This is a genomic window from Gluconobacter oxydans (genome assembly GCF_006539685.1).
GTDB lineage: Bacteria > Pseudomonadota > Alphaproteobacteria > Acetobacterales > Acetobacteraceae > Gluconobacter > Gluconobacter oxydans.
Genome location: NZ_BJNM01000001.1, coordinates 15,959 through 37,312, shown reverse-complemented (window position 1 = coordinate 37,312; position 21,354 = coordinate 15,959). Strand labels below are relative to the sequence as shown.

The 21,354-nt window shown below is 62.2% G+C and carries 17 protein-coding genes; 5 read left to right on the top strand and 12 right to left on the bottom strand.

Annotation, left to right across the window (positions count from 1 at the left end; all coding sequences use genetic code 11):
- Nucleotides 1-573: 573 nt before the first annotated feature.
- Nucleotides 574-1,119 carry a glycosyltransferase family 61 protein gene (locus tag GOX01_RS13060; RefSeq protein ID WP_228119122.1) on the top strand — a complete coding sequence of 182 codons (546 nt, stop codon included), beginning with the start codon at nt 574-576 and terminating at the stop codon, nt 1,117-1,119.
- Here the strand turns inward: GOX01_RS13060 and GOX01_RS00150 are convergent.
- Nucleotides 1,020-1,361 (bottom strand): hypothetical protein, encoded by a 342-nt coding sequence (locus GOX01_RS00150; RefSeq protein WP_174787461.1) that lies wholly within the window; start codon nt 1,359-1,361, stop codon nt 1,020-1,022. The two genes, GOX01_RS13060 and GOX01_RS00150, sit on opposite strands and share 100 nt — an antisense overlap.
- A 209-nt stretch (nt 1,362-1,570) precedes the next feature.
- A complete protein-coding gene (typA, locus tag GOX01_RS00145; RefSeq protein ID WP_011252212.1) occupies nt 1,571-3,391 on the bottom strand; it encodes a translational GTPase TypA in 1,821 nt (606 codons plus the stop codon).
- Nucleotides 3,392-3,561: 170 nt separating this feature from the next.
- Here typA and queF point away from each other — a divergent pair, with 170 nt between their 5' ends.
- Both queF and GOX01_RS00135 read left to right on the top strand, forming a co-directional pair.
- Complete coding sequence (gene queF, locus GOX01_RS00140) at nt 3,562-4,050, top strand: preQ(1) synthase (RefSeq protein ID WP_011252213.1); 489 nt, start codon at nt 3,562-3,564, stop codon at nt 4,048-4,050.
- An 8-nt stretch (nt 4,051-4,058) separates the two neighbouring features.
- The gene (locus tag GOX01_RS00135) at nt 4,059-4,868 is read left to right on the top strand and encodes an aminoglycoside N(3)-acetyltransferase (RefSeq protein WP_011252214.1); all 810 of its coding nucleotides are present in this window, start codon (nt 4,059-4,061) and stop codon (nt 4,866-4,868) included.
- Here the strand turns inward: GOX01_RS00135 and GOX01_RS13055 are convergent.
- The 8 genes from GOX01_RS13055 to GOX01_RS00095 all read right to left on the bottom strand — a co-directional run bounded on the left by GOX01_RS13055 (nt 4,858) and on the right by GOX01_RS00095 (nt 15,740).
- Nucleotides 4,858-5,100: a hypothetical protein gene (locus GOX01_RS13055; RefSeq protein WP_228119109.1), complete on the bottom strand. Its 243-nt coding sequence runs from the start codon at nt 5,098-5,100 to the stop codon at nt 4,858-4,860. The two genes, GOX01_RS00135 and GOX01_RS13055, sit on opposite strands and share 11 nt — an antisense overlap.
- Nucleotides 5,037-6,737: a PepSY-associated TM helix domain-containing protein gene (locus GOX01_RS00130; protein WP_231139123.1), complete on the bottom strand. Its 1,701-nt coding sequence runs from the start codon at nt 6,735-6,737 to the stop codon at nt 5,037-5,039. Before GOX01_RS00130 ends, GOX01_RS13055 begins: the two co-directional genes overlap by 64 nt.
- A complete protein-coding gene (locus tag GOX01_RS00120) occupies nt 6,734-7,009 on the bottom strand; it encodes a hypothetical protein (protein ID WP_049750721.1) in 276 nt (91 codons plus the stop codon). The genes GOX01_RS00130 and GOX01_RS00120 overlap by 4 nt, the downstream gene beginning before the upstream one ends.
- 2 nt (nt 7,010-7,011) lie before the next feature.
- Nucleotides 7,012-9,195, bottom strand: coding sequence for a TonB-dependent siderophore receptor (locus tag GOX01_RS00115; RefSeq protein ID WP_174787465.1), 2,184 nt, complete (start codon nt 9,193-9,195; stop codon nt 7,012-7,014).
- Nucleotides 9,196-9,323: 128 nt separating this feature from the next.
- Nucleotides 9,324-9,800, bottom strand: a complete 477-nt coding sequence (locus GOX01_RS00110; RefSeq protein WP_024716868.1) for a flavin reductase family protein — start codon at nt 9,798-9,800, stop codon at nt 9,324-9,326.
- 44 nt (nt 9,801-9,844) lie between these two features.
- On the bottom strand, nt 9,845-11,110 hold the full coding sequence (locus tag GOX01_RS00105; RefSeq protein WP_011252219.1) for an outer membrane beta-barrel protein: 1,266 nt from the start codon (nt 11,108-11,110) through the stop codon (nt 9,845-9,847).
- Nucleotides 11,111-11,191: 81 nt separating this feature from the next.
- A complete protein-coding gene (locus GOX01_RS00100; protein ID WP_062269434.1) occupies nt 11,192-12,031 on the bottom strand; it encodes an aldo/keto reductase in 840 nt (279 codons plus the stop codon).
- Nucleotides 12,032-12,107: 76 nt separating this feature from the next.
- Complete coding sequence (locus GOX01_RS00095) at nt 12,108-15,740, bottom strand: PAS domain-containing protein (protein ID WP_024716869.1); 3,633 nt, start codon at nt 15,738-15,740, stop codon at nt 12,108-12,110.
- A 172-nt stretch (nt 15,741-15,912) separates the two neighbouring features.
- Between GOX01_RS00095 and GOX01_RS00090 the strand changes: the two genes are divergently transcribed.
- On the top strand, nt 15,913-16,707 hold the full coding sequence (locus tag GOX01_RS00090) for an SDR family NAD(P)-dependent oxidoreductase (RefSeq protein ID WP_011252222.1): 795 nt from the start codon (nt 15,913-15,915) through the stop codon (nt 16,705-16,707).
- 13 nt (nt 16,708-16,720) lie between these two features.
- Here GOX01_RS00090 and GOX01_RS00085 read toward each other — a convergent pair whose 3' ends face one another.
- Together GOX01_RS00085 and GOX01_RS00080 are read right to left on the bottom strand one after the other, a co-directional pair.
- Nucleotides 16,721-18,526, bottom strand: coding sequence for an FUSC family protein (locus GOX01_RS00085; RefSeq protein ID WP_024716871.1), 1,806 nt, complete (start codon nt 18,524-18,526; stop codon nt 16,721-16,723).
- A gap of 130 nt (nt 18,527-18,656) precedes the next feature.
- The gene (locus GOX01_RS00080; RefSeq protein ID WP_011252224.1) at nt 18,657-19,562 is read right to left on the bottom strand and encodes a LysR family transcriptional regulator; all 906 of its coding nucleotides are present in this window, start codon (nt 19,560-19,562) and stop codon (nt 18,657-18,659) included.
- A 322-nt stretch (nt 19,563-19,884) separates the two neighbouring features.
- Here GOX01_RS00080 and GOX01_RS00075 point away from each other — a divergent pair, with 322 nt between their 5' ends.
- Nucleotides 19,885-21,303 carry a sugar porter family MFS transporter gene (locus GOX01_RS00075; RefSeq protein ID WP_011252225.1) on the top strand — a complete coding sequence of 473 codons (1,419 nt, stop codon included), beginning with the start codon at nt 19,885-19,887 and terminating at the stop codon, nt 21,301-21,303.
- The last annotated feature ends 51 nt before the right edge of the window (nt 21,304-21,354 follow it).

The following is a 21,354-nucleotide window of genomic DNA, read 5'->3' as shown; positions in this document are numbered from 1 at the left end:
CAATGTGAGAAATCTGGTCGTTACCAGACCGGGCAGCAATATCCTCAACACCAATCTTGTTTATGACTGCGCCACAGGCTTTGATAATCAGCGCAGCATTCCACAAGAAGACGATTATTTTCTTCAGTCACAAAAAAACAAGATCGTCATCGACGAACCCGTCGTCATAGGAGACGGCGTATCGTTCGACGTCTGGGGGCACTGGCTGATTGATTATCTGCCCAGATTTGCCGTTGCAAAAGCGACGATAGGCGAACAATTTTCCAAAACGAAAATCCTCCTCCCGCATTCCAGCCCTCAGTGGGTCTATCGTTTTCTGGAGTTTGCCCTCGGCGTCAGAAGAGAAAATATTATCAATTACAACCCAGGATCCGACATCGTCCTGTGCCGGGAGGCCATTCTTCCCTCCTATTGTTATACTAACGAGTTTTCATTCCACAGCTTCGTCCGGGATTTCTATACGTCCCTGACGCCTTCTTCCGGGAGCGAGAAAAAGACACGCAAGATCCTGTGTCCCGATCCGATTTTCTTCACAGCAACCGACAGCTCTCCCGCCGCGCCCTTTTCGAGGAAATGGCTCTGGATCGGGGATATGAAATCATCCATCCGGAAAAATTCTCTCTTGAGGAGCAGATCCGGATCTTCTCCGAAGCTGCGGCTGTTGTTGGAGAGCATGGCTCCGGTATGCACAGCACCCTTTTTTCATCCCCTGGCACCGTCGTAGGATGCCTTGGGTTCTGGAATGCTGTGCAGCTGCATATCGGTTATCTGATGGGACATCAGAATGTCTATGTAACCAGAAACTGCAAATGGCCTACACCGGAAAACAATCAGTACAGGATCGAATGTACTGAAGAGGACCTGAAGAGCTTTTTTGAAAAAGTCGATTCTCTTATTCAATGGCCCTACAGAAATCCAACCGGCCCTGTGGCTGGCTTTCCTCATAAAAAAAACGGGGCCTGCCTGAGCAGACCCCGTTCCGTGTCCTGTGGCCCTGTGACAGGCCGGAAAACATGTCCTCAGTTGGACGGAGCAGCTTCGGTCGGAGCGGCGTCCGTGGCAGCGGAGGTCTTCTTGTGGTGCTTGTGCTTGTGGTGGTGCTTCTTGCCCTTGTCGTGATGCTTCTTCGTGCCCGTCTCCGTGGCAGCATCGGACTCGGCAGCAGGTGCAGCAGGGGTGGCTTCGGCAGCCGGGGCGGCAGGAGCTTCAGCGGCAGGCGCAGCGGGAGCAGCCGTCGTGGCGGGATCGGCGAACGCCGGAGCAGCCGTCAGGGCTAGGGCGGAAACGGCGGCGATCAGGGAACGGTTGAAAAGACGCATCTGGAAACGGAGCTCCACAACAGAATAAAGACGAGCCAGCATTCAGGTTTCCCGAAGTGGCCTTGGCCGCAACATTATCATTCCTGTCTGACACGGTCGCGCATTAACTTTATGAAATTTCAGTCCCGCTTCCGTGCAATACACAAAGGCGCCTCAATTCAGACAAACTCCATTATGCACCCATGAAAAAAGGCGTGCCCCGGAAGTTCCGGGACACGCCTTTTCCATGAAACCGGTCCTATAAGGACGGATCAACTCTCGCGGGACTTGGACGCACGCTTGCGCTCGTGCGGATCCAGGTAACGCTTGCGGATCCGGATGGCAGACGGCGTGACTTCGACCAGTTCATCGTCTTCAATGTAGGCGATGGCCTGCTCGAGGCTCATGCGGCGCGGCGGCGTCAGAAGCAGGGCTTCGTCCTTGCCGGAAGCACGCATGTTGGTCAGCTTCTTTTCGCGAACCGCGTTGACGTCCAGATCGTTCTCGCGCGAGTGCTCGCCGAGGATCATGCCCGTGTAGATCTTCTCGCCGGCATCGACGAACATCGTGCCGCGATCCTGCAGGGAGAACAGCGCGTACTGCGTCGTCGTGCCGTCTTCAGCGGAGATCAGCGAACCGTTGCGACGGCCTTCGATCGGGCCGACATACGGCAGGTAGCCGTGGAACAGACGGTTCATGAGGCCCGTACCGCGCGTGTCGGTCAGGAACTCGCCGTGATAGCCGATCAGGCCGCGCGACGGGATCAGGAACGTCAGACGGACCTTCCCGCCACCGGACGGACGCATGTCCTGCATGACGCCCTTACGCAGGGACATCTTCTCGACGACAACGCCGGAATACGGCTCGTCCACGTCCACCAGGACTTCTTCGAACGGCTCTTCACGCTCACCGGTCTCTTCGTTTTCACGGAAGAGAACGCGCGGACGGCCGATCGTCAGCTCAAAGCCTTCGCGACGCATCGTCTCGATGAGAACGCCAAGCTGGAGTTCGCCACGGCCAGCGACTTCGAACGCTTCGCTTTCCGGGCTTTCCGTCACCTTGATGGCCACGTTGCCTTCGGTTTCCTTGAAGAGACGGTCACGGATCTGGCGCGACGTCACCTTCTTGCCTTCACGACCGCCCAGCGGGCCATCGTTGATGCGGAAGGTCATGGACAGGGTCGGCGGATCGACCGGACGCGACGGCAGCGGCTCTTCCACGGACGGATCGGCGATCGTGTCGGGAATCGTTGCCTCGGACAGACCGGCCACGGCCACGATGTCACCGGCTTCGGCTTCCTCGACGGGCACGCGGTCCAGGCCACGGAAGGAGAGCAGCTTCGTCAGACGGCCGGTTTCGACAACCGTGCCATCCGGACGCAGCACGCGCACCGGCATGTTCACCTTCGCACGACCCTGATCAATACGACCCGTCAGGATGCGGCCCAGGAAGTTGTCGCTCTCGAGAATGGTGGAGACCATTCCGAACGGCGCGTCCTTGTCCACGTTCGGCGTCGGCACATGGCGCAGCACCAGGTCGAACAGCGGGGCCAGATCCTTCTTCGGTCCGTCCAGTTCCAGATCGGCCCAGCCCTGACGGCCCGAAGCGTAGAGCATCGGGAAGTCGAGCTGGAACTCGTCGGCGCCGAGGGAGGCGAACAGGTCGAAGATCTCTTCGTGCACTTCGTCCGGACGGGCGTCGGAACGGTCGATCTTGTTGACGACGACGATCGGACGGATGCCACGGGCCAGCGCCTTGCCAAGCACGAACTTGGTCTGCGGCAGCGCGCCTTCAGCGGCATCGACGAGGATGATCGCGCCATCCACCATGCTCAGGATACGCTCGACCTCACCACCGAAATCGGCGTGGCCCGGCGTATCGATGATGTTGATACGCGTGTCTTTCCAGACAACGGACGTGCACTTGGCGAGAATGGTGATGCCACGCTCGCGCTCGAGGTCGTTGCTGTCCATCGCGCGGTCGGCAACGTGCTGGTTGTCGCGGAAAGAACCGGACTGTTTGAGAAGCGCGTCAACCAGCGTGGTTTTGCCATGATCGACGTGCGCGATGATGGCGATATTACGGAGTTCCATGTGGTCTTCCAGACGGGAGGCATCGAAGAGAGGATTTGCGCCGTCTTCTGCACCGAATCCCGCCAATATGCAAACTCTGTCACTGTCTTTTCGTCCTGAAGACGCCTTGAGCCTGCGGGAAAGCTGGGCCACATCACACAAAACACGGCCCCTTTAAGGAGTTCAGCCCCATGTCCGACCATCACCCGACCGGCCCGTCCGCACCCGGCACCGACGCCCTTAGCCAACTCGGCCGCGCCACCACCACACCGCAGAGTCCCGAGGAAGCCGTCCTGGAGCGCGTCCCTTCCCCGCATCAGGGCCGGCAGTATGTCGTGCGCTTCACGGCGCCAGAGTTCACCTCGCTCTGCCCGGTCACGGGACAGCCGGATTTCGCGCATATCGTCATCGACTACATCCCCGGCGAATGGATCGTGGAGAGCAAGTCCCTCAAGCTCTTCCTGACCAGCTTTCGTAATCATGGCGCGTTCCATGAAGACTGCTCCATCGCCATCGCCGAACGTCTGGTCGCCCTGCTTGACCCGCAGTGGCTACGGATCGGAGCGTACTGGTATCCGCGCGGCGGCATCCCGATCGACGTGTTCTGGCAGACGGGCGAACCGCCGAAGGGCGTGTGGATTCCCGCGCAGGACGTCCCCGGCTATCGCGGCCGCGGCTGAACCAGTCCATGACCGAAGCCGCCGCCATCGCCCGCTCCAGCGGACCCGTCACGCAGGCACGCCTTGTGGTGGACTTTCAGCGTCTGGGGATCACGCCCGGCATGACGCTGCTGGTCCATGCGTCGCTGAGCCGGATCGGATGGGTCTGCGGTGGGGCGCCCGCCGTGATCTGGAGCCTGCTTCAGGCAGTCGGGCCGGAGGGCACGATCGTCATGCCCGCGCAGTCTTCCGAACTGAGCGATCCGTCAGGCTGGTGCGATCCGCCGGTGCCGGAAAGCTGGTGGGAGACGATCCGGGCCACCATGCCGCCCTATGACCCGCGCCTCACCCCCACGCGCGGCATGGGGCAGATCGCCGAAACCTTCAGGACATGGCCCGGCGTGCAGCGCAGTACGCATCCGCAGGTCTCGTTCACGGCGCTTGGCCCGCTGGCGACGGACATCCTTGCCCGGCAACCGCTTGAAGATCCGTTTGGTACGGCTTCTCCGCTGGCGGTTCTGGCGGACAGGGATGCCCATGTCCTGATGATCGGAACGGGATGGGAAAGCTGCACGGCGCTCCATCTGGCCGAACGCCTCGCCGAGCCCGATGGCCCGACGCAGGAAGATGGAACTGCCATTATGGTGGATGGGGAGCGGCGCTGGGTCCGGTTTCACACCCTCTGCACCAGGCCCGAACGTTTCCTCCCGGCGGGGGCAGCACTGGATGGGCATGTCATGCTCCGGCACGGGCATGTGGGGTCAGCCCCGTCCCGGCTCTTTCCGCTCGGCGAAGCGATCCGGCAGATTGCATCGGTCTGGACGTCTTTCAGGCCCTGACCGTCTCCTCCATACCGCCGGCTGCCAGTGCCCGCGTTGCCCGCATGGCCGTCAGGAGCAGCACCAGACCATAAACCAAAGCGACGATATCCACGCCGATCACGTTTCCCGTGATCGGTCGCGCCAGCAGCAGTCGCGACAGACCATCAGTGACGGGGATCAGTAGGGTCAGGACACCAGCCAGCCCGACAAGCGGGCGCGTGCTGCGCTCGCCCCCCAGCCATGCCGCCATAACCACACATCCGAACAGAACAGCGTAAAATATGGCCTCGATGCTCTGATAATGTCCCCCTTCCGGCAGCAGGGGAACAGCCGCAAAAACGACTGAAACCCCACAGATGCATCCGAGCATCCCTCCTGCCGTAAGCACCGAAAGCAGACGTGTGCCCAGACTGTCCTGCCCAGCCCGGCGCTGCGCTCCCGCCGACGCCGGGACGACAGCCACAGCCGGTTTCCGGAATAGAACAGGAAAGCCCCGCCAAAGCCGAGCAACGCGTAACCTGCCCGCCCCCACAGACCACCAAACGCCCCGAAATGCAGCGCATAGATGGTGGTCAGTGCCAGAAAGCCTCCTCCCTGATGGCCAGGCAGGAAATCCATGGACGTTATACGGCCGCCATAGGGATCAACATCCACATAGCCGCCATCAGGACGCCGAGTCACGTGGCGGGTGTCATGTCCGGTCACGCGGAGGGAGAGTTTGCCGTTCCGGGTGGAATAGACGAGCGCATCCGGCTCGAAATCCGGCACCTGTTCCGCCAGAGACGCGACCAGCGCTCCCGGATCCAGAAGCGGCCGTTCCATTCCCGGATGCCCGCCCCCGTGATGGTGGGCATGGGTTCCATCATGCCCACCCTGCGTGCTTTCGACATAGGGAGCCGGACGGAAAAGGCTCTGCTCCAGTGTCATGATCGGGCGCTGGAAAGCAAATCCCGCAGCCGTCGCCGCCATGACGATATGAAACGGGAGCGAACACACACCCAGAAGCGTGTGAAAATCCAGCCACATCCGGCGCAGGCTTTCTGTCAGACGCAGCGCAAACAGATTCCGGACCAGAGAGGGCAGCACCACCACTGTCCCCGACACCAGGGCCACCGCATAAAGCAGCGCCACGATCCCCATGACCAGACGGCCGGATTCCCGCCCGAGCGGCAGTCCGATCCGCTGGTGCAGGATATTGATGAAACTGGCGGCCTGTGAGGGGGTCTGTGTCCGCGTTATCAAGCCCCCGTCCGGCGCCAGGCCTGCATACACCGTCCGTGCGGGACCATGCTCACGGTCATGGGATGCCGACCATATCAGGCTGGAGGAATGGGCAACATCGGGATGCAGGATCACCGTATGGTTTGCCACCGCAGACGGATCGGCCGCGAAAGCCTTCTGCAGAAGGTCCGGAAGATGCTCCACCGGGACAGCCGCAGGTAATGCGGCCGGCCGGGCGGACCAGCTTTCCAGCACACCCTCGAACATCGTCATGCCATCGGCATAGAACGCGACAAACAGAAACAGACCGGCCATGATGCCGACCCAGCTGTGAACATTCCGGTACAACCGGACGATATCGCCACGGATCTTCATACCAGGATGCCTCGCAACAGCAGATAGGCGGCCCAGACCACCCCATTCAGAACGCCCAGCGTTGTCCAGGCCCGCACGGGAGAGCGGAAAAGGAAGGACAGGGCCAGGAAACCAGCGCAGTATCTGCGCGGCAGCCGTCCTGAACTGGGCATCGGCATGAAAGAGCAGTCCGAAAACACCCATAAGCCCCGTGGCCAGGGTTGCTCCGAGAACAAGCCCCGCCAGCCCTTTGCCTGCCCATCCCCGTCCATCCAGCGGAGCGTTGCGCGGCTCGTGCATCGTATCGGTCACAGGCTGCGTCCCTCCTGTTTTCCGACCGCCACCAGAAGCGTGACCCCGATGCAGGAGACCATCAGAAGCGTCATGACGATCAGTATCGCGGCCACAGGCTGGAGAACGCGACTGAAGAGGACCGTTCCAGCGATCAGGCATCCCAGACCCCACAGCCATCCGGACCGCCCAGGCAATGGCCTCTGTCGCAGACGCTGGGAAGGCACGGACACGTAAAACAGGACAGCCGACAGAACGACAGCCACGCTTGCGAGGATCAGGACAACCAACATGGTCACCAGCGATAGGAAAGGGTTACGAAGACTGCCCGGCCCGGAGCCCATGCACAAGCAACCGAACGTGTACAGACCGCAACATAATGGCGGTTCGCAAGATTGGTCCCGTTGAACTGCACCCCGAAGCGCTGATAGTCCACATGGGCCTGAAGGTCCCAGACAAGCTGGCTGGGAACGGAGAATGTCTCAGGCAGTGCGCCGGCCGTATTCCCCGTATAGCGCACACCCCCACCGATCCCTGTCATCCAGTCCTTCGTCAGCCGGAAATCCCGCTTGAGAAAGAGCGATGCCATGTGGGACGGGATAGCGACCGGCCGCTGATTGAGCTGCGCGGCAACGGTCGTTTTGGTGATCCGCGGGTCCTGATAGGTAAACGAGGCCAGCATATCGATGCGATACGGCAGGCGCCCCACACCTTCAGCCTCGAAGCCCCGGGTGCGCTGTTCACCGGTCTGGATGTCATAGGTGGAATCTTCGGGGTCTGTCGTGAGGACATTCGTCTCGACGAGATCGAAGAAATCCGCAGTCAGCATGAAATCCTCGCCCCAGGGCGTTCCATGGGGCGGCTTGTATTTCAGACCGGCCTCGATCTGCCGGCCTCGCGTCGGCAGATAAGGCGTGTTCAGGCGCGTCGTGCCGACCTGCGGCTGGAATGACGTGGCATAGGACACATAGGGCGACAGACCGATCGGCGATTTGTACAAAAGTCCCACGCGGCCCGTGAAAGCGTTGTCCTGCTGCGGCGTGCGGCCGGCTGTCAGGTTATTGACCGTCAGGCTCTGGGTGAAGTCACCCCGCCCGGACAGGGTCAGGTAGAAATCATGCCACCGGGCCTGTTCCTGGGCATACACACCCGTCTGGGTCTCGGTTTCATTGGTATTGGTCTTGGTTCCGTAGCTTGGCCAGGAAATCGGCCTGCAGACCGGGTTGTACAGATCCAGAGACGGGGCCGTCTTCTGTCCACGACGGTTGGCCATGAAGTCGCTCCGGAAATCCACGCCAAACAGGATTTCATGCCGGACCGGGCCCGTCCGCAGCTTCAGGTCCGAACGCGTGTCCAGTGTGACATTGTTGTAGTTTGCAGACTGGAGAAGCGCCTGACGGGTCAGCGTCCGCTGGTCAGCAGACAGGGCCACGGCCGTCACGTACCGGTAAGACAGATCCAGATGGGCGTAACGCATGTTCTGACTGATGGTCCAGTTGGGCGTCAGACGCCGCGTGAAGCTGTATCCGATTGCGGCCTGCCGTTTCGAATAGACATCATAATCCGCATCACTGTTCAGGAAATTGCGGGCGATATATCCATACGGGCTGGCATAGATCGTACCATCCGCCGGCAGGAACTGGGCCGTCGAGCCCGCATCGAGCTGTTCATAGCTCGCCAGAATCGTGAAATCCGTTCTGTCATCCGGACGCCAGCTCAGAGACGGCGCGACATAGACCTCATTGTTCTTGATGTTCTTCGCATAGGTATCGGATTTCCGGAGCAGCCCGTTGAAACGCCAGAGCAGCGTTTTGGACGCATTCAGTGCGCCCCCGACATCCGCCGCCCCCTGAACGCGACTGTAGGATCCTGTCTGGAACGCGACCTGATTCTGCTGGTCCACGCGCGGGCGCTTGCTGACGGCATTGATAATCCCGCCAAGCTGGCCGGACCCATACAGCGCCGAAGACGCCCCGCGAAGCACATCCATTTCTTCCAGACCCCAGGGTTCAATACTGAAGGACTGGGAACTGGAAGCATCCGGCGTACGGATGCCATCCAGATAGATATCTGGAGAAAAGCCCCGGATCGTGCCCAGATAGCCGCGCGGGTCATCCTTGGAGCCGTAATCGGAAACACCCGCCGCGTATCGTACCGCTTCGGAGAGGCTGCGCGAGTTGAGCATCGACATCCGCGCCTGTGTGATGACCGTCAGGTTCTGTGGAACGTCCTCAAGGGGCGTGGACGTCTTGGTCGCAGCATTCCCGCTTGCAGCCAGCAGACTGGCATGACTGGCATGAACCCGGACCGTCTCCACAGCTCCGGCGCGGGACGAAGAAGGCTGTTTCCGGGAAGGCGACGCCTTTGGAATATGCTGAAGACGGTCCGCCCCGCCCTCCAGATCCTGCGCAGATACAACACCTGCGGGCAGCCCGATCAGGATCGCCGCACAGGGAATAAAACATGCATGCACCCGCATCACACACTCTCACTCCATAAGAGGCGCGGGATTTATCGCGAATGATAATTATTCTCAACTAAATCGGAAAAGCACGTCCTTCCATTCCCTCCCGCCCCCTGAACCGGGAACGGGAGCGTACGGACGGATCAGAGCGTAATGCCGAGCTGCCCCTGGAAATACAGCAGCGGCGGGCGGTTCTCATCGAGTTCCAGCGCAACGGGACGTGCCATGAACAGGGCATGCGTACCGCCCTGGAACGTCTCGACCAGTTCGCAGTGCATCTTGACCAGTGCGTTGCGGACGAAGGCCGTGCCATCCGCCGCGCGCTCGATCACGTCCGACCCGAACTTGTCGGCCGTGCGGCTGGCGAACAGCATCGCCACATCCTTGTGGTCGTTGCCCAGAATGCTGAGGCCGAACACCCCGGCTTCCGCAATCGCACGGTAGGTCGCGCTGGCCCGGTTAAGACAGATCAGCAGCAGAAGCGGATCGAGTGACACGGACGTCAGGGCGCTGATGGTCGCGCCCTGCTCGCCTTCGCTGCCTTTGGCCGTCACCACGGCAACACCCGTGGCAAAATGGGACATGGCTTTGCGGAAATCGGTTTCGTTCGGAGTCGTCATGACAATCTCCTTGCCATAATCCGGCGGCAAGCGCACCTCCCCGTTCAGAACCCCAGCGTCATGTCCGCCCCGAACAGGATCCGTCCCATGTGGTGCTGGTCATCGAACGGGCGCGTGCCATTGAGCGAACGGTCAAAGCGCAGTTCCGGCCGGAACTGGAGCAGCTTGACGTGATGCCCCACATCCGGCCGCCAGACCGTGTTCAGCGTCAGGGCCCCATAGGTCGTGGCCGGCGCGGATTCCGAACGCGTCGGATTGCCGAGCATGGCCTGCGCATAGCCTTCATTCTCCGCGAAACTCGCCACGAAACTTCCGGTATTGTCCCGGTACAGTTCGGCCCGCGCATTGACGGTCCAATTCGGACGAATGTGCCACCCGTCCCAGACGACCGCACTGTATGTATCGGCATGCAGGCCTTCGTCGTGAAGCTGGTTCAGCTCCGCCGTGACGCTCCATTTTTTCGAGAACGTCCAGGTCCCGTTCAGATCGTTCCAGTACCGCATGGCGCCATTCGCCCGTGACCCAAGAGAACGCACGGCATTTTCCGGTCCGACCCGCAGCAGATAGGTGAAGGACAAATGCCCGTCCGCCAGATTGTTGCCCGTCACACCGATATAGCCCGCAGGACGGCCATTATTGTCGCCGCGTCCGAAAGACGTCTGGTTGCCGGTATCCGCACCGAACTGAAGATCGAAATGATCGTCCAGATGAAGCTGGAACATGCCGCCCACATGCTCGAACGGCGTGGAATATTCCGTCGTATAGGCCAGCGTATAGAAAGCGCGGGTCGAGGGATCGAGCGCCTCCACACCCATGGGGGAGGTCAGGATACCGATCTGCCCGTCCAGCCCTTTAGCCGTAAACCAGGGCATGTGGATCGCGACATTCGCAAAGACCGGCATGGCCTGATAGCGGCCGTTGATCCAGCGGTCTGAAACACCGGCAATCGTGTAGCTGCGGGCGTCAGAGCCATAGAGCATCCGCAGGTTCATCCCCAGGCCATACCCGCCGCCGATCGGATCGACCGGTTTGGTGAGCGTGAAGGTGAGCTGGTTCAGCGTCGCCTGATCGGCATAGGGGGAGAGGAGCTGGCCGAAATTGAGGTTGCTGGCGGGATGGCTGGAACTGCCCATCACGCCACCTTCGATCTGGGCGCCAAAAGAGACGTCGGAAAACCACTGATCCGTCCAGGCCTTCCCCTGCCCGGTTGCGGTCTGCTCCCCCACGGTCTGGGCGCCGGCAGCGGAGACTCCGAGCCCCGCAAGAACCGCCAGTATCGCCCCAAAACCCCGACTGAAACGCTGCCTCATGCCATCCACCTTCCGGTTGCATGAGGCAGCCCATAGCACAGGCCTGATTTTTTACTTAATGTTGCTAAAGGGGAATATTCCTCAGAATTTCGCCGTATTCGGATCAGCGCCCATCCGGCCATCCTTGCGGTCCATCTGTTCGATGGCCTGCATGTCATCCGCATCCAGCACGAAGCCGAACACATCCAGATTTTCAGCCAGACGCTTGGGATTGACCGATTTCGGAATGACGATCAGTCCATTCTGAAGATGCCAGCGGATCACGACCTGCGCCGGAGTCCGGCTGTGCTTTTCAGCGATCTTCCCGATCCGCTCATCGCTCAGGACGCGCCCCTTGCCCAGCGGGCGCCAGGACTCGGTGCGGATGTTGTGCTTCTCGTGGAATTCCCGCAGGGCGCGCTGCTGGAAATCGGGATGCAGCTCGATCTGGTTGACGACCGGCACGACACCCGTGGCATCCATGATCCGCTCCAGATGCTCCGACTCGAAATTGGACACGCCGATGGACTTCACACGACCGGATTTCTTCAGCTCGACGAGTGCCTTCCACGTCTCGACATACTGCCCCTGAGCCGGCATCGGCCAGTGGATCAGATACAGGTCCAGCACCGGACGACGCAGCAGGCGCGCGCTTTCTTCATACGCCCGCAGGGTGCTGTCATAGCCCTGCTCGTCATTCCAGAGCTTGGTCGTCAGGAAGATTTCCGGATGGTCTTCCAGACCTTTGCCGACACCTTCCTCGTTCTTGTACAGACGCGCCGTATCGACAGACCGGTAACCGAGCTTCACGGCTTCCTTCACGACCTCGGCCGTCTCATCCGGCGGCGTTTCCCACACGCCCAGCCCGATCTGGGGCATGGTGTGATCGTCATGAAAGGAAATCACGGTCTGGGCCTCGGCGGATGGAACCTGTGACGACATGTCTGTCTCCCTGCAAAGATGAAAACTACGGGCACAAAGCCTGCTGACTGACCAACGCCCGCGCCGAAGACCGGGTTCAGTCCCCTTTCAGCAGAACAGCCAGTTTCCGGCTGAATGCCGCAACCGTGAACGGCTTGACCAGCAGCGCGCAACCCGGCGCCAGGGCCTGATCGCCCAGAACGCTCTGCTCGGCATAGCCTGTGATGAACAGCACCTTCAGCCCGGGCCAGCGTTTCAGCATATGCTCGCCCAGCTCCCGGCCATTCATGCCACCCGGCATCCCGATATCACTAATAAGAACCGCAGGCGGCGCTCCCTCCGCCGCCAGCGCCTCAGCCGACGGCCCGTCGGACGCCGTCAGCACGATCCCGCCCAGATCCGTCACCATATCCGACACGATCATCCGCACGGCCTCTTCGTCATCCACGACAAGGACGCGCTGCCCTTCCAGAAGGCGCGGCTGGGACGCGACAGGCAAAGGCGGCGGTTCGGGACGGATGGCTTCCTGCCCCTGATAACGCGGTAGCCAGAGCGAAACGAGTGTCCCCTGCCCCCGCGTGGAGTGGATCTCCACCTGCCCGCCTGACTGCTGGGTAAAGCCGTAGATCATGCTCAGCCCCAGCCCCGTTCCCTCTCCCAGCGGCTTGGTCGTGAAGAACGGGTCAAAGGCGCGCTGCACGATCTCGGGAGGCATGCCGCAGCCTTCATCCTGCACCGTCAGAACAACATAATCGCCCGCCCGGATGGACATGTCTGAGGCAATATCAGCCGTCAGAACCCTGTTGGCACTCTCAAGCCGCAGCATCGTCCCGCGGTCATGCATGGCGTCGCGGGCGTTGATGCACAGGTTCAGGATGGCGTTCTCAAGCTGGTTTGCATCCACCCGGGTCAGCCACAGGCCCGGCTGCAGATCGAAAACGAGCTCTATGCCCGGCCCGACCGTCCCCCGCAGCAGACTTTCCAGCCCGCGAACGAGCGCATTCATGTCCGTGGGTGTGGGATCGAGGGTCTGACGCCGCGAGAAGGCCAGAAGACGATGGGTCAGCGACGCAGCCCGGCGGACCGCATCCTGCGATGCCGCGATGTAACGTCCCAGCCCGTCTGTCCGCCCCTGCGCCAGACGCAGGCCGATCAGTTCCAACCCGCCCCCGATCCCGGCGAGCAGGTTGTTGAAATCATGCGCCAGACCACCCGTGAGCTGCCCGACAGCCTCCATTTTCTGCGCCTGGCGGAGCTGCTCTTCCAGTTCGTTGCGCTCGGTCAGGTCACGCCCGACCGCATAGATCGCATCGCCCTCGTCATTGCAGCTCCAGTTATAGGTCCGCCAGCTGCCGTCCGACCGCCGCATCCGGACATCCAGCCCCGCCGTCGGCCAGGGCGTCCCCGCCAGCAGACGCTCGAACGTGTCCAGCACCATGCGCCTGTCATCGGGATGGCACAGCGCATCCAGCCGCAGCCCGGCGAGTTCCTCGGCTCTGTAACCCTGCGTCTCTTCCCAGCTCGGGCTGACCGCAACGTAATAGCCGCGCCGGTCGATGATGATGAACAGGTCGCGGGCAATGTTCCACAGCCGGTCGCGCTCGCGGGTCCGTTGCAGGATGCGCTCTTCGAGCATGACGTTGAGATCGCGGATCTGCTGTTGCGTGCGGGCCTGCCGCATGGAGGCATGGGTGCGGTCCGCCACGGCGCGGGTGAAGACGATTTCCTCGTCCGTCCACGTATGGGGCGCATCGTGGCAGACGAACATCAGCCCCACGAAACGTCCGAACTTGAAGATCGGAACGCAGAGGATCGCCACGATGCCTTCGGCGTCATAACGGGCATCGTAACCCGCCGTCAGGGCGTCGGTATGCACATCGGCGATGGCCACGGGCTCGCTCCGCCCCAGGATCGGCCTGAACTCGCCGTAATCCGCGAACATCCGCACGCCGACCAGCGGACGCGTAACCTCCGGCGCGCCGCCAACGGTCATGCCGGTCCAGTCATCATTGACGACGCCATACCCCGCACCGCTCGCATCCAGTTCACGGCAGATGATGCGTGCGGCGACCTCTTCCATCATGCCGATATCATCCAGCGCGCGAAGCTGGTCTCCCAGCTCGACCAGCGCAGCCTGACGCAGGGCCTGCCGCTTGCTCCGGTCGATATCAAAGACGATGCCGGGGAAGCGGACCGCGCGCCCTTCGTCCCCCAGATCGCAGCGTCCGTTGCCTTCGAACCAGCGCTGCCCCTCCGGTGTGTCCACCCGGAACTCAAACCGGCATTTCCCGCCACGCCGCGTCGCCGCCGTGACAGCCTGCACCACGGCGAACCGGTCCCGCGGGTCCACGGAATCATAAATGACATTCGGCATGACGCCTTCGCGCAGACGGGCCGGGTCCAGCCCCAGCGTCTGCGCCAGCCGGGCATCCCCCGTCATCCGCGACGCGCTGTCATCCCACATCCAGGTCCCGGCGATCGCCCCGGCATCCAGCGCAAGCTGAAGCCGCTCGGCGGACTGGTTGGCTTCCGTCAGGTCACGCCCGATCGCCAGCAGACGCCGCACATCGCCGTCCTCGCCAAAAACCGGCGTCACGGCCACGTCCCAGAAGCGGCGCTGCCCGCGCATGGTCATGGCATAACCCTGAAACCGCGCTGTCTCGCCGGCCAGAGCGGTCTGCACCGCCAGGGCGGCCCGGCGGCGCGGCTGCCCCCGCCACAGATCGACCCAGGGCAGACCGTGCATGATGATCGGGCTGTCCATTTCCATGGACTGGATACCACCTTCATTGACGAAGCGGATGCAGCCTTCGCAGTCGAGAATATGGATGCAGTCCGGCAGACTGGACAGGAGCAGCCGCGTGAATGCCTCACTGGAGCGCAGGGCTTCCGCCGTCATGGAGGCGGAAGAGATGTCCATTGCCAGCCCGACGCTGCGGCGGCTGTCGGGCCGGCTTTCATCTTCCCGCCACCCGCGCAGCAGAACATGCCGCAGCCGGGAACTGCGGGGGGAGCGTGACTGCGTCTGTCCGGAACCGGACAGGGACGGGGATGAGACCAGAATCCGGAACCGCAGCTCGTAGCAGCCCTCGTCCCGCAGCTCGTCCTCAAGACTTCCGTCATAAACCAGCCGGTCATCGGGATGCAGGAACATCAGCAGCTCGTCGATCGGCACACCCACGGCCAGCCGCTCGGGCGGCAGTCCCCAGAGGCTCGCGAAACGCGCGTCCCCCGTCACCATGCGGGTTGCGAAATCGCAGCGGTAGAACGCAACATCCGCCGTGTCCGCCATACGCTGCATCCGCAGCTGCATGCGTTCCACAAGCTCATGCTCCCCCGATTGCGGGGCCGCGGCACGCTCACGGAGCAGATCGTCCACCTGCAGGGCACACAGGGCCAAGACATGCTCGAGCGCCGGCGCATCGCGCCGTACGCACAGCCAGACCTCGACCGCACCGGAGCGCACCGGCAGGAGCCGCACGGTGCAGGCATCAAGGGACTGGCCATCCATGAGGCAGGCCGCGCCTTCCGCGGCGATCGCGCTTCCCTCACCGCCCAGAACACGCACGCCATCGGCGTCGCGCAGCAGAAGCGCAGCTTCTCCCCCGCCTTCCGCAGCGGCCAGGGCCAGAAGATGGACACACAGGATGGACGCACGGCCGACAGCGGGCGCCGGAGGCAGCATCAGCGCTCCGGAGGCCTCTTCAGTGCCCTCCACAAGATACATCATTCCTCCCTCTCAGCGCCGGTATCCTGACACATCCTGTTTCGGAAGTGTGTCACAGCAATAGCAGATCCCGTATGTCTCGCATCCTGTCACGAAACCTCTACAAAAGAATGTGCCACTTTCCCGCATCCCTGACGTTCCTGTCGGGACGCGATCACATTTTCAGGAGTCTGCCATGCTGAACCTCGATCTGAGCGGCCGCACCGCCCTCGTCACCGGCTCGACCGGCGGGATCGGCCTGGCCATCGCCCGGAAGCTGGGCGAGGCAGGAGCCACAGTCATCATCAACGGCCGCAAGCAGGAAGGCGTCGATAGCGCCCTTGAGAAGCTGGCCAAGGCCATCCCGGGCGGCGCCTTCCGCAGTGTCGTCGCCGATGTCGGAACGGCCGAAGGCTGCAAGGCGCTCTTTGAAGCCGAAAGCAGCGTGGATGTCCTCGTCAACAATGCCGGCATCTTCGGACCGAATGATTTTTTCCAGACGACGGATGAAAGCTGGGAGCACCTGTTCGAGGTCAACCTGTTCTCCGGCGTGCGCCTGTCCCGCGCCTATATGCCGGGCATGAAGGAGCGCAACTGGGGCCGCGTGCTGTTCATTGCATCAGAATCGGCACTGAACATCCCGGTCGAAATGGTCGATTACGGCGTCAGCAAGACCGCCATGCTGGGTCTGGCCCGCGGTCTGGCCAAGCTGATGGCGGGCACGAATGTGACGGTGAATTCGGTCCTACCCGGCCCCACCCTGTCCGAAGGTGTCGAGGACATGCTCAAGGCCCAGAACCCCGACAGCACCCGCCCGGTCGCGGAACTGGCGGCGGAATTCGTGCAGAAACATCGCCCGAGCAACATCCTGCGCCGCATGGCCACGGTTGATGAAGTGGCCAATCTCGTCGTCTATGCCGCCTCGCCTCTGGCGTCCGCCACAACGGGCGCGGCCCTGCGCGTCGATGGCGGCACCGTCGATACCATCTGATCAGAAAGGCTGATCAGGCAGACGGGGGCACGTCCCCCGCCAGCCGTTGCAGCGCGGTCCGGACGTCGGGTTCGACGGCCGGCTCTTTGCGCAGGGACAGGAAAACGGTCTGTGCGAGCGGAGCCGCACCATCGCCCTTACGGAACCACGCCCGCAGAAAGACCTGCAGGCGCCTGCGGATGGATACGGGCGTGGTTTCCCGTGCTGCTGCATCGCGCAGTTCGATCACCCACAGGCCCAGCGCCATCGCATTGAGATGCCGCGCCATATAGGCCAGCATCACATCCCGCGGGACGCCCTGACAGCTCCGCACGGCGCGCACCATGCTGGCGGCGTTGATCGCCAGCCACTGGTGAACCGTCTGCCCGCCGCCCCGCGCGATGAAACGGAGCTGCTGCTCGACCCAGGCCGACGTACGCCGCAAATGGCTGTCAGCCCGGAACGGAAACACCACGCCGAATGTGACGCGCGTGAAGATGACGGCCCCCAGAAAGGCACTGGCGCCGTTGAGGAACGACACCTCATCGTAGCGCATGAGATTTGACGGGCCGATCAGGACGGGCAGGAACATGTTGAACGAAAACGCATGGTTCACGAGCTTCGGCGCCCGTGCGGCCAGGCCGCCAATCACCATCGGAATCAGCAGGAGCAGCGCCAGATATTCCGGCGTCGTGACGACGGGCACGACGAAAAACGCATAGATCCCCGCAACACCCGCGCACCACACCGCCCCGCGATAAAAGCCGGACGACGCCAGTGCCGGGATCTCCCGGGTCGCCAGCAGCCCGTAAACCAGCGCCACGAAAGACACGAAGGCCGGTCCGGAAGGCCAGGCCGTCACTTCCCATAAAAGCCAGGCCCCCATGATGCCGGTCGCAGCCCGCAACCCGTTCAGGACCGCCTCGAGGATATGGCGCGGGGAGCGCGTGCGGAACGTGAAACGGTCATGGCGCGGCGGAGCGATGATCGCCTGGATATGGTTTCGCGCGGCCTCAAGGTCCCGATCCACATCAATGCCGGTCGCCCCGCCCTGCGCCCGGGCCAGAACGGCGAGCAGACGCGCCAGAACCGCCCTCGCATGATCCGCGCTGCGCCGGGTGCCGGATCCCATTTCAAGAACGTCGAACTCGATGCGGGTATTGGCATCCACCAGTTCGGCCAGCAGGCGCCCCTCGGTTTCCGGATCGAACCGCCCCGCCCGCAGCACATCCGCATGGGACGCCACCTTTGCCGTGACCTGCTGGAGCTTTCCCAGCAGCCGCGCGCGGGCTTCTTTCTGCACATTCGGCAGGAACAGGACCGCCAGCCCCGCTTCGCAGACCGTGCCCAGCATGATGTAGGTGCCGCGCGCCATCGCGACATTGAACACGTCGTCAGGCTGGCTGATCGCGCCGGTCGCCACGATGGCGGAGGTGAAGCTGATGACCAGAAACCCGTACCGCCGATAGCCGTCCAGAAACGTCGCCCAGCCGCAGCACAGCCCGATCCAGAGCGCCAACGCGATAAAGAACAGTCCCGCCTGCTGGGGGAACGCTGCGATCAGGGCCACGCCCATGCAGCCCCCGATGATCGTGCCCGCAAACCGCCAGCGCGCCTTGGACAGGCTCTCCCCGCGCGAGGCCGTCGCCACCACCCAGACGGTCAGCGGCGCCCATTGCGGGCTGTCCAGCTCCATCCACATGGCGATGAGCAGGGACAGGATCGCCGCGACCGACGTACGGACCGCAAAACCCAGATCCTTCGCGGACGGCGCAAACAGCCATCCCCAGCGCTGGATCAGGACATCCCGCAGCTCCGATCCGAATGTTGATCCCGACACCGCGAGACCGGCCGCTCTCCCGCCCAAACCTGACACTCTTCCGCCTGAAAAGCCGCAATCTGCGAAGAACAGGCTTGAGCTGTCCAACACATTGTCATGATTGCATCATAAGCCACGCTTATGATTTGCGTCAGACTGTCAGCGCATCCTCCAGAACGAGCTGCGTGGCGATTTCCCAGCTTCGGGACATCAGGGCCGTCTGCACCGGCTGTTTCAGCCGCACCAGCCCCACCCCCGGCGAAGGGCATGACGCAAGCCGCCGGATCTGCACCGGCATGGCGGGGTCGCGCTGATGTGGCAGGGCCGCGACGGGCAGGATCGTCGCCAGACGCCCGGCCAGCAGCTCCACATACAGCAGTTCGAGCGCATTGGTCTCCAGCAGGACATTGGGCCTGACCCCGGCCTTCGCAAAGCACTCATCCACGATCTGACGCGTCCGCATGGAGTGGCCAAGAAGGCCCAGCGGATGTTCGGCCGCATCCGCCCAGCTGAACGTCTTGCGGGACGGCAGTTCCATCCGGGACCCGGCCACGAAGACATACTGTTCCGCATAAAGCTGGTGCGTCTCGAAACTGCCGTCCGCAGGAACCTGATCCAGATAGATCAGCCCCATCTGAAGGCGCTGTTCGGTCAGGTCATGGAGAATATCGGTATTGGCAGACACCGTCAGCTCGATATGGAGTGCTGGTACGGCGGCCCTGAGGCTTTCCATCAGCAGCGGCATGATCTGGATGGCGGGCGGGATGGTGCCGATCGCAAGTGTGCCGCCTGCGACTTCATGCGCGAAATCGGCTTCCTGACGCAGACCATCCAGAGCCGCCATCGTCTGCCGCGCCCAGGCCAGTACGCGCTCGCCTTCCGGCGTCAGCCCCAGGACACGCCGGTTGCGCCGGACGATGGGCACGCCAAGTTCATGCTCGAGCTGACGGATCGCCATTGACAGCGCGGGCTGCGACACGTTGCAGTGCTCCGCGGCCCGGGAAAAATGCCGGTACTGGTCGAGAGCGATGAGATAGGTCAGCTGACGCAGGAACACGAGGGCTTGTCCATGAACACGGAAAGGGTAGGAAGTGTGTCGCCCTGATCCGTCCGTGGCAATCCGTCAGGCCGCGCGGAAGCGCGTCCCTGCCTCCTCCTCTGTGATCTGATTGCATCAGGACAGAAAATCTAGCCGATTATCACATATAGTTTTGAATATTTTCCCAATTATGCGTTATACTTTAAGGCTCAAGATGGCGAATCATCGTGCCTGTCACAGAAGAGCCTTCCCCTCGATCCCCGGTACAGGCTGTTCTGTCCGGTTTTTTCTGCCTTTCCCCTGACAGGTCTGCCCTGCGGGTCGCCGGAGTTTTCCCGTCATGAGCGACACAGTGCTCAACCCCTCCCCCGTCCCTTCTGCTGCCGTAGCCAAGGCGCCCATGGTCGGGCGCATGATGTTCGCTGTTGCGCTGGCTGCGATTGCAGGCCTGATGTTCGGACTGGATGTGGGCGTCATTTCCGGCGCGCTCGGCTTTATCCGTGACGAGTTCCATGCTTCCGAATTCGAGCAGTCCTGGATCGTATCATCCATGATGTTCGGCGCGGCCGTGGGGGCCGTGGGCGCAGGCCGCATGTCCTATGCGTTCGGACGCCGCCGCTCCCTGATCTTCAGCGCCTTCCTGTTCGTGGCAGGCGGCCTCGTCTGCGCCCTGGCATCCTCGGTCTCCGAACTGATCATCGGCCGCACCATGCTGGGTCTGGCGATCGGTATCGGAAGCTTCGTGGCTCCGCTCTACATTTCCGAAGTCTCGGACATTTCGCGGCGCGGCAGTCTGGTGTCGATGTATCAGCTGATGATCACACTGGGCATCCTGCTGGCCTTCGTGTCCAACGCCATCCTGTCTTATAGCGGCTCATGGCGCTGGATGCTGGGAATCATGGCCATTCCCGGCACGTTCTTCCTGATCGGTTCGTTCTTCCTGCCCGACAGCCCGCGCTGGCTGATGCTGCGTGGCCGGCATGAAGAGGCCCTGTCGATCATGAAGGAACTGCGCCACAACCCTGAACTCGCCCATCAGGAAATCCGCGACATTCAGGGGCAGATCCATGACCGTCAGCGCGGTCTGGCAATGTTCCTTGAAAACCGCAACTTCCGTCGTGCCGTCCTCCTCGGCATCGTGCTTCAGGTCATGCAGCAGCTCACCGGCATCAACGTTGTCATGTACTACGCCCCGCGCATCTTTCAGGAAGTCGGGTTCGGATCGAGCGGCCAGATGTGGGGCACGGCCATTGTCGGCGTGGTCAACTGGCTCGCCACTTTCATCGCCATTGCCTTTGCGGACAGCTGGGGCCGTCGTCCGATGCTGATCACGGGATTTGCCATCATGTCGGCCGGCCTTGCTGTTCTGGCGACCATCATGTCAGGCGCCGTCGGCAATACGGACCTGTCGCATTACCTCGCGATCTCGGTCCTGCTGTGCTTCATCGCAGGCTTCGCCTTCTCGGCCGGTCCACTGGTCTGGGTTCTGTGCTCGGAAGTCATGCCGCTTCAGGGGCGTGATTTCGGCATTACCTGCTCGACCGTCACCAACTGGGTCACGAACATGGTGGTGGGTGCCACGTTCCTCGGTCTGCTCACGACGCTCGGGGCCTCGCACACCTTCTGGCTCTATGCCGGGCTGAATGCGCTCTTCATTTTCATGGTGCTGTTCTTTGTTCCGGAGACCAAGGGCGTGTCCCTTGAGTCCATCGAGACGAAGCTCAACCAGGGCGTCACCCTGCGCAATATCGGCCGCTGATCCCGTCCATTACGGCACAAAAAAGCCCCCGTTCCGCAAGGAACGGGGGCT

Excerpts from the sequence above, each read along its gene's own strand:
- typA (WP_011252212.1), bottom strand. The coding sequence starts at position 3,391 with ATGGAACTCCGTAATATCGCCATCATCGCGCACGTCGATCATGGCAAA.
- GOX01_RS00075 (WP_011252225.1), top strand. The coding sequence starts at position 19,885 with ATGAGCGACACAGTGCTCAACCCCTCCCCCGTCCCTTCTGCTGCCGTA.
- GOX01_RS13060 (WP_228119122.1), top strand. The coding sequence starts at position 574 with ATGGCTCTGGATCGGGGATATGAAATCATCCATCCGGAAAAATTCTCT.
- GOX01_RS00110 (WP_024716868.1), bottom strand. The coding sequence starts at position 9,800 with ATGACGACTCCGAACGAAACCGATTTCCGCAAAGCCATGTCCCATTTT.
- GOX01_RS00105 (WP_011252219.1), bottom strand. The coding sequence starts at position 11,110 with ATGAGGCAGCGTTTCAGTCGGGGTTTTGGGGCGATACTGGCGGTTCTT.
- GOX01_RS00090 (WP_011252222.1), top strand. The coding sequence starts at position 15,913 with ATGCTGAACCTCGATCTGAGCGGCCGCACCGCCCTCGTCACCGGCTCG.
- GOX01_RS00135 (WP_011252214.1), top strand. The coding sequence starts at position 4,059 with ATGACCGAAGCCGCCGCCATCGCCCGCTCCAGCGGACCCGTCACGCAG.
- GOX01_RS13055 (WP_228119109.1), bottom strand. The coding sequence starts at position 5,100 with ATGGCGGCATGGCTGGGGGGCGAGCGCAGCACGCGCCCGCTTGTCGGG.
- queF (WP_011252213.1), top strand. The coding sequence starts at position 3,562 with ATGTCCGACCATCACCCGACCGGCCCGTCCGCACCCGGCACCGACGCC.
- GOX01_RS00150 (WP_174787461.1), bottom strand. The coding sequence starts at position 1,361 with ATGCTGGCTCGTCTTTATTCTGTTGTGGAGCTCCGTTTCCAGATGCGT.
- GOX01_RS00120 (WP_049750721.1), bottom strand. The coding sequence starts at position 7,009 with ATGTTGGTTGTCCTGATCCTCGCAAGCGTGGCTGTCGTTCTGTCGGCT.
- GOX01_RS00095 (WP_024716869.1), bottom strand. The coding sequence starts at position 15,740 with ATGATGTATCTTGTGGAGGGCACTGAAGAGGCCTCCGGAGCGCTGATG.
- GOX01_RS00100 (WP_062269434.1), bottom strand. The coding sequence starts at position 12,031 with ATGTCGTCACAGGTTCCATCCGCCGAGGCCCAGACCGTGATTTCCTTT.
- GOX01_RS00115 (WP_174787465.1), bottom strand. The coding sequence starts at position 9,195 with ATGCGGGTGCATGCATGTTTTATTCCCTGTGCGGCGATCCTGATCGGG.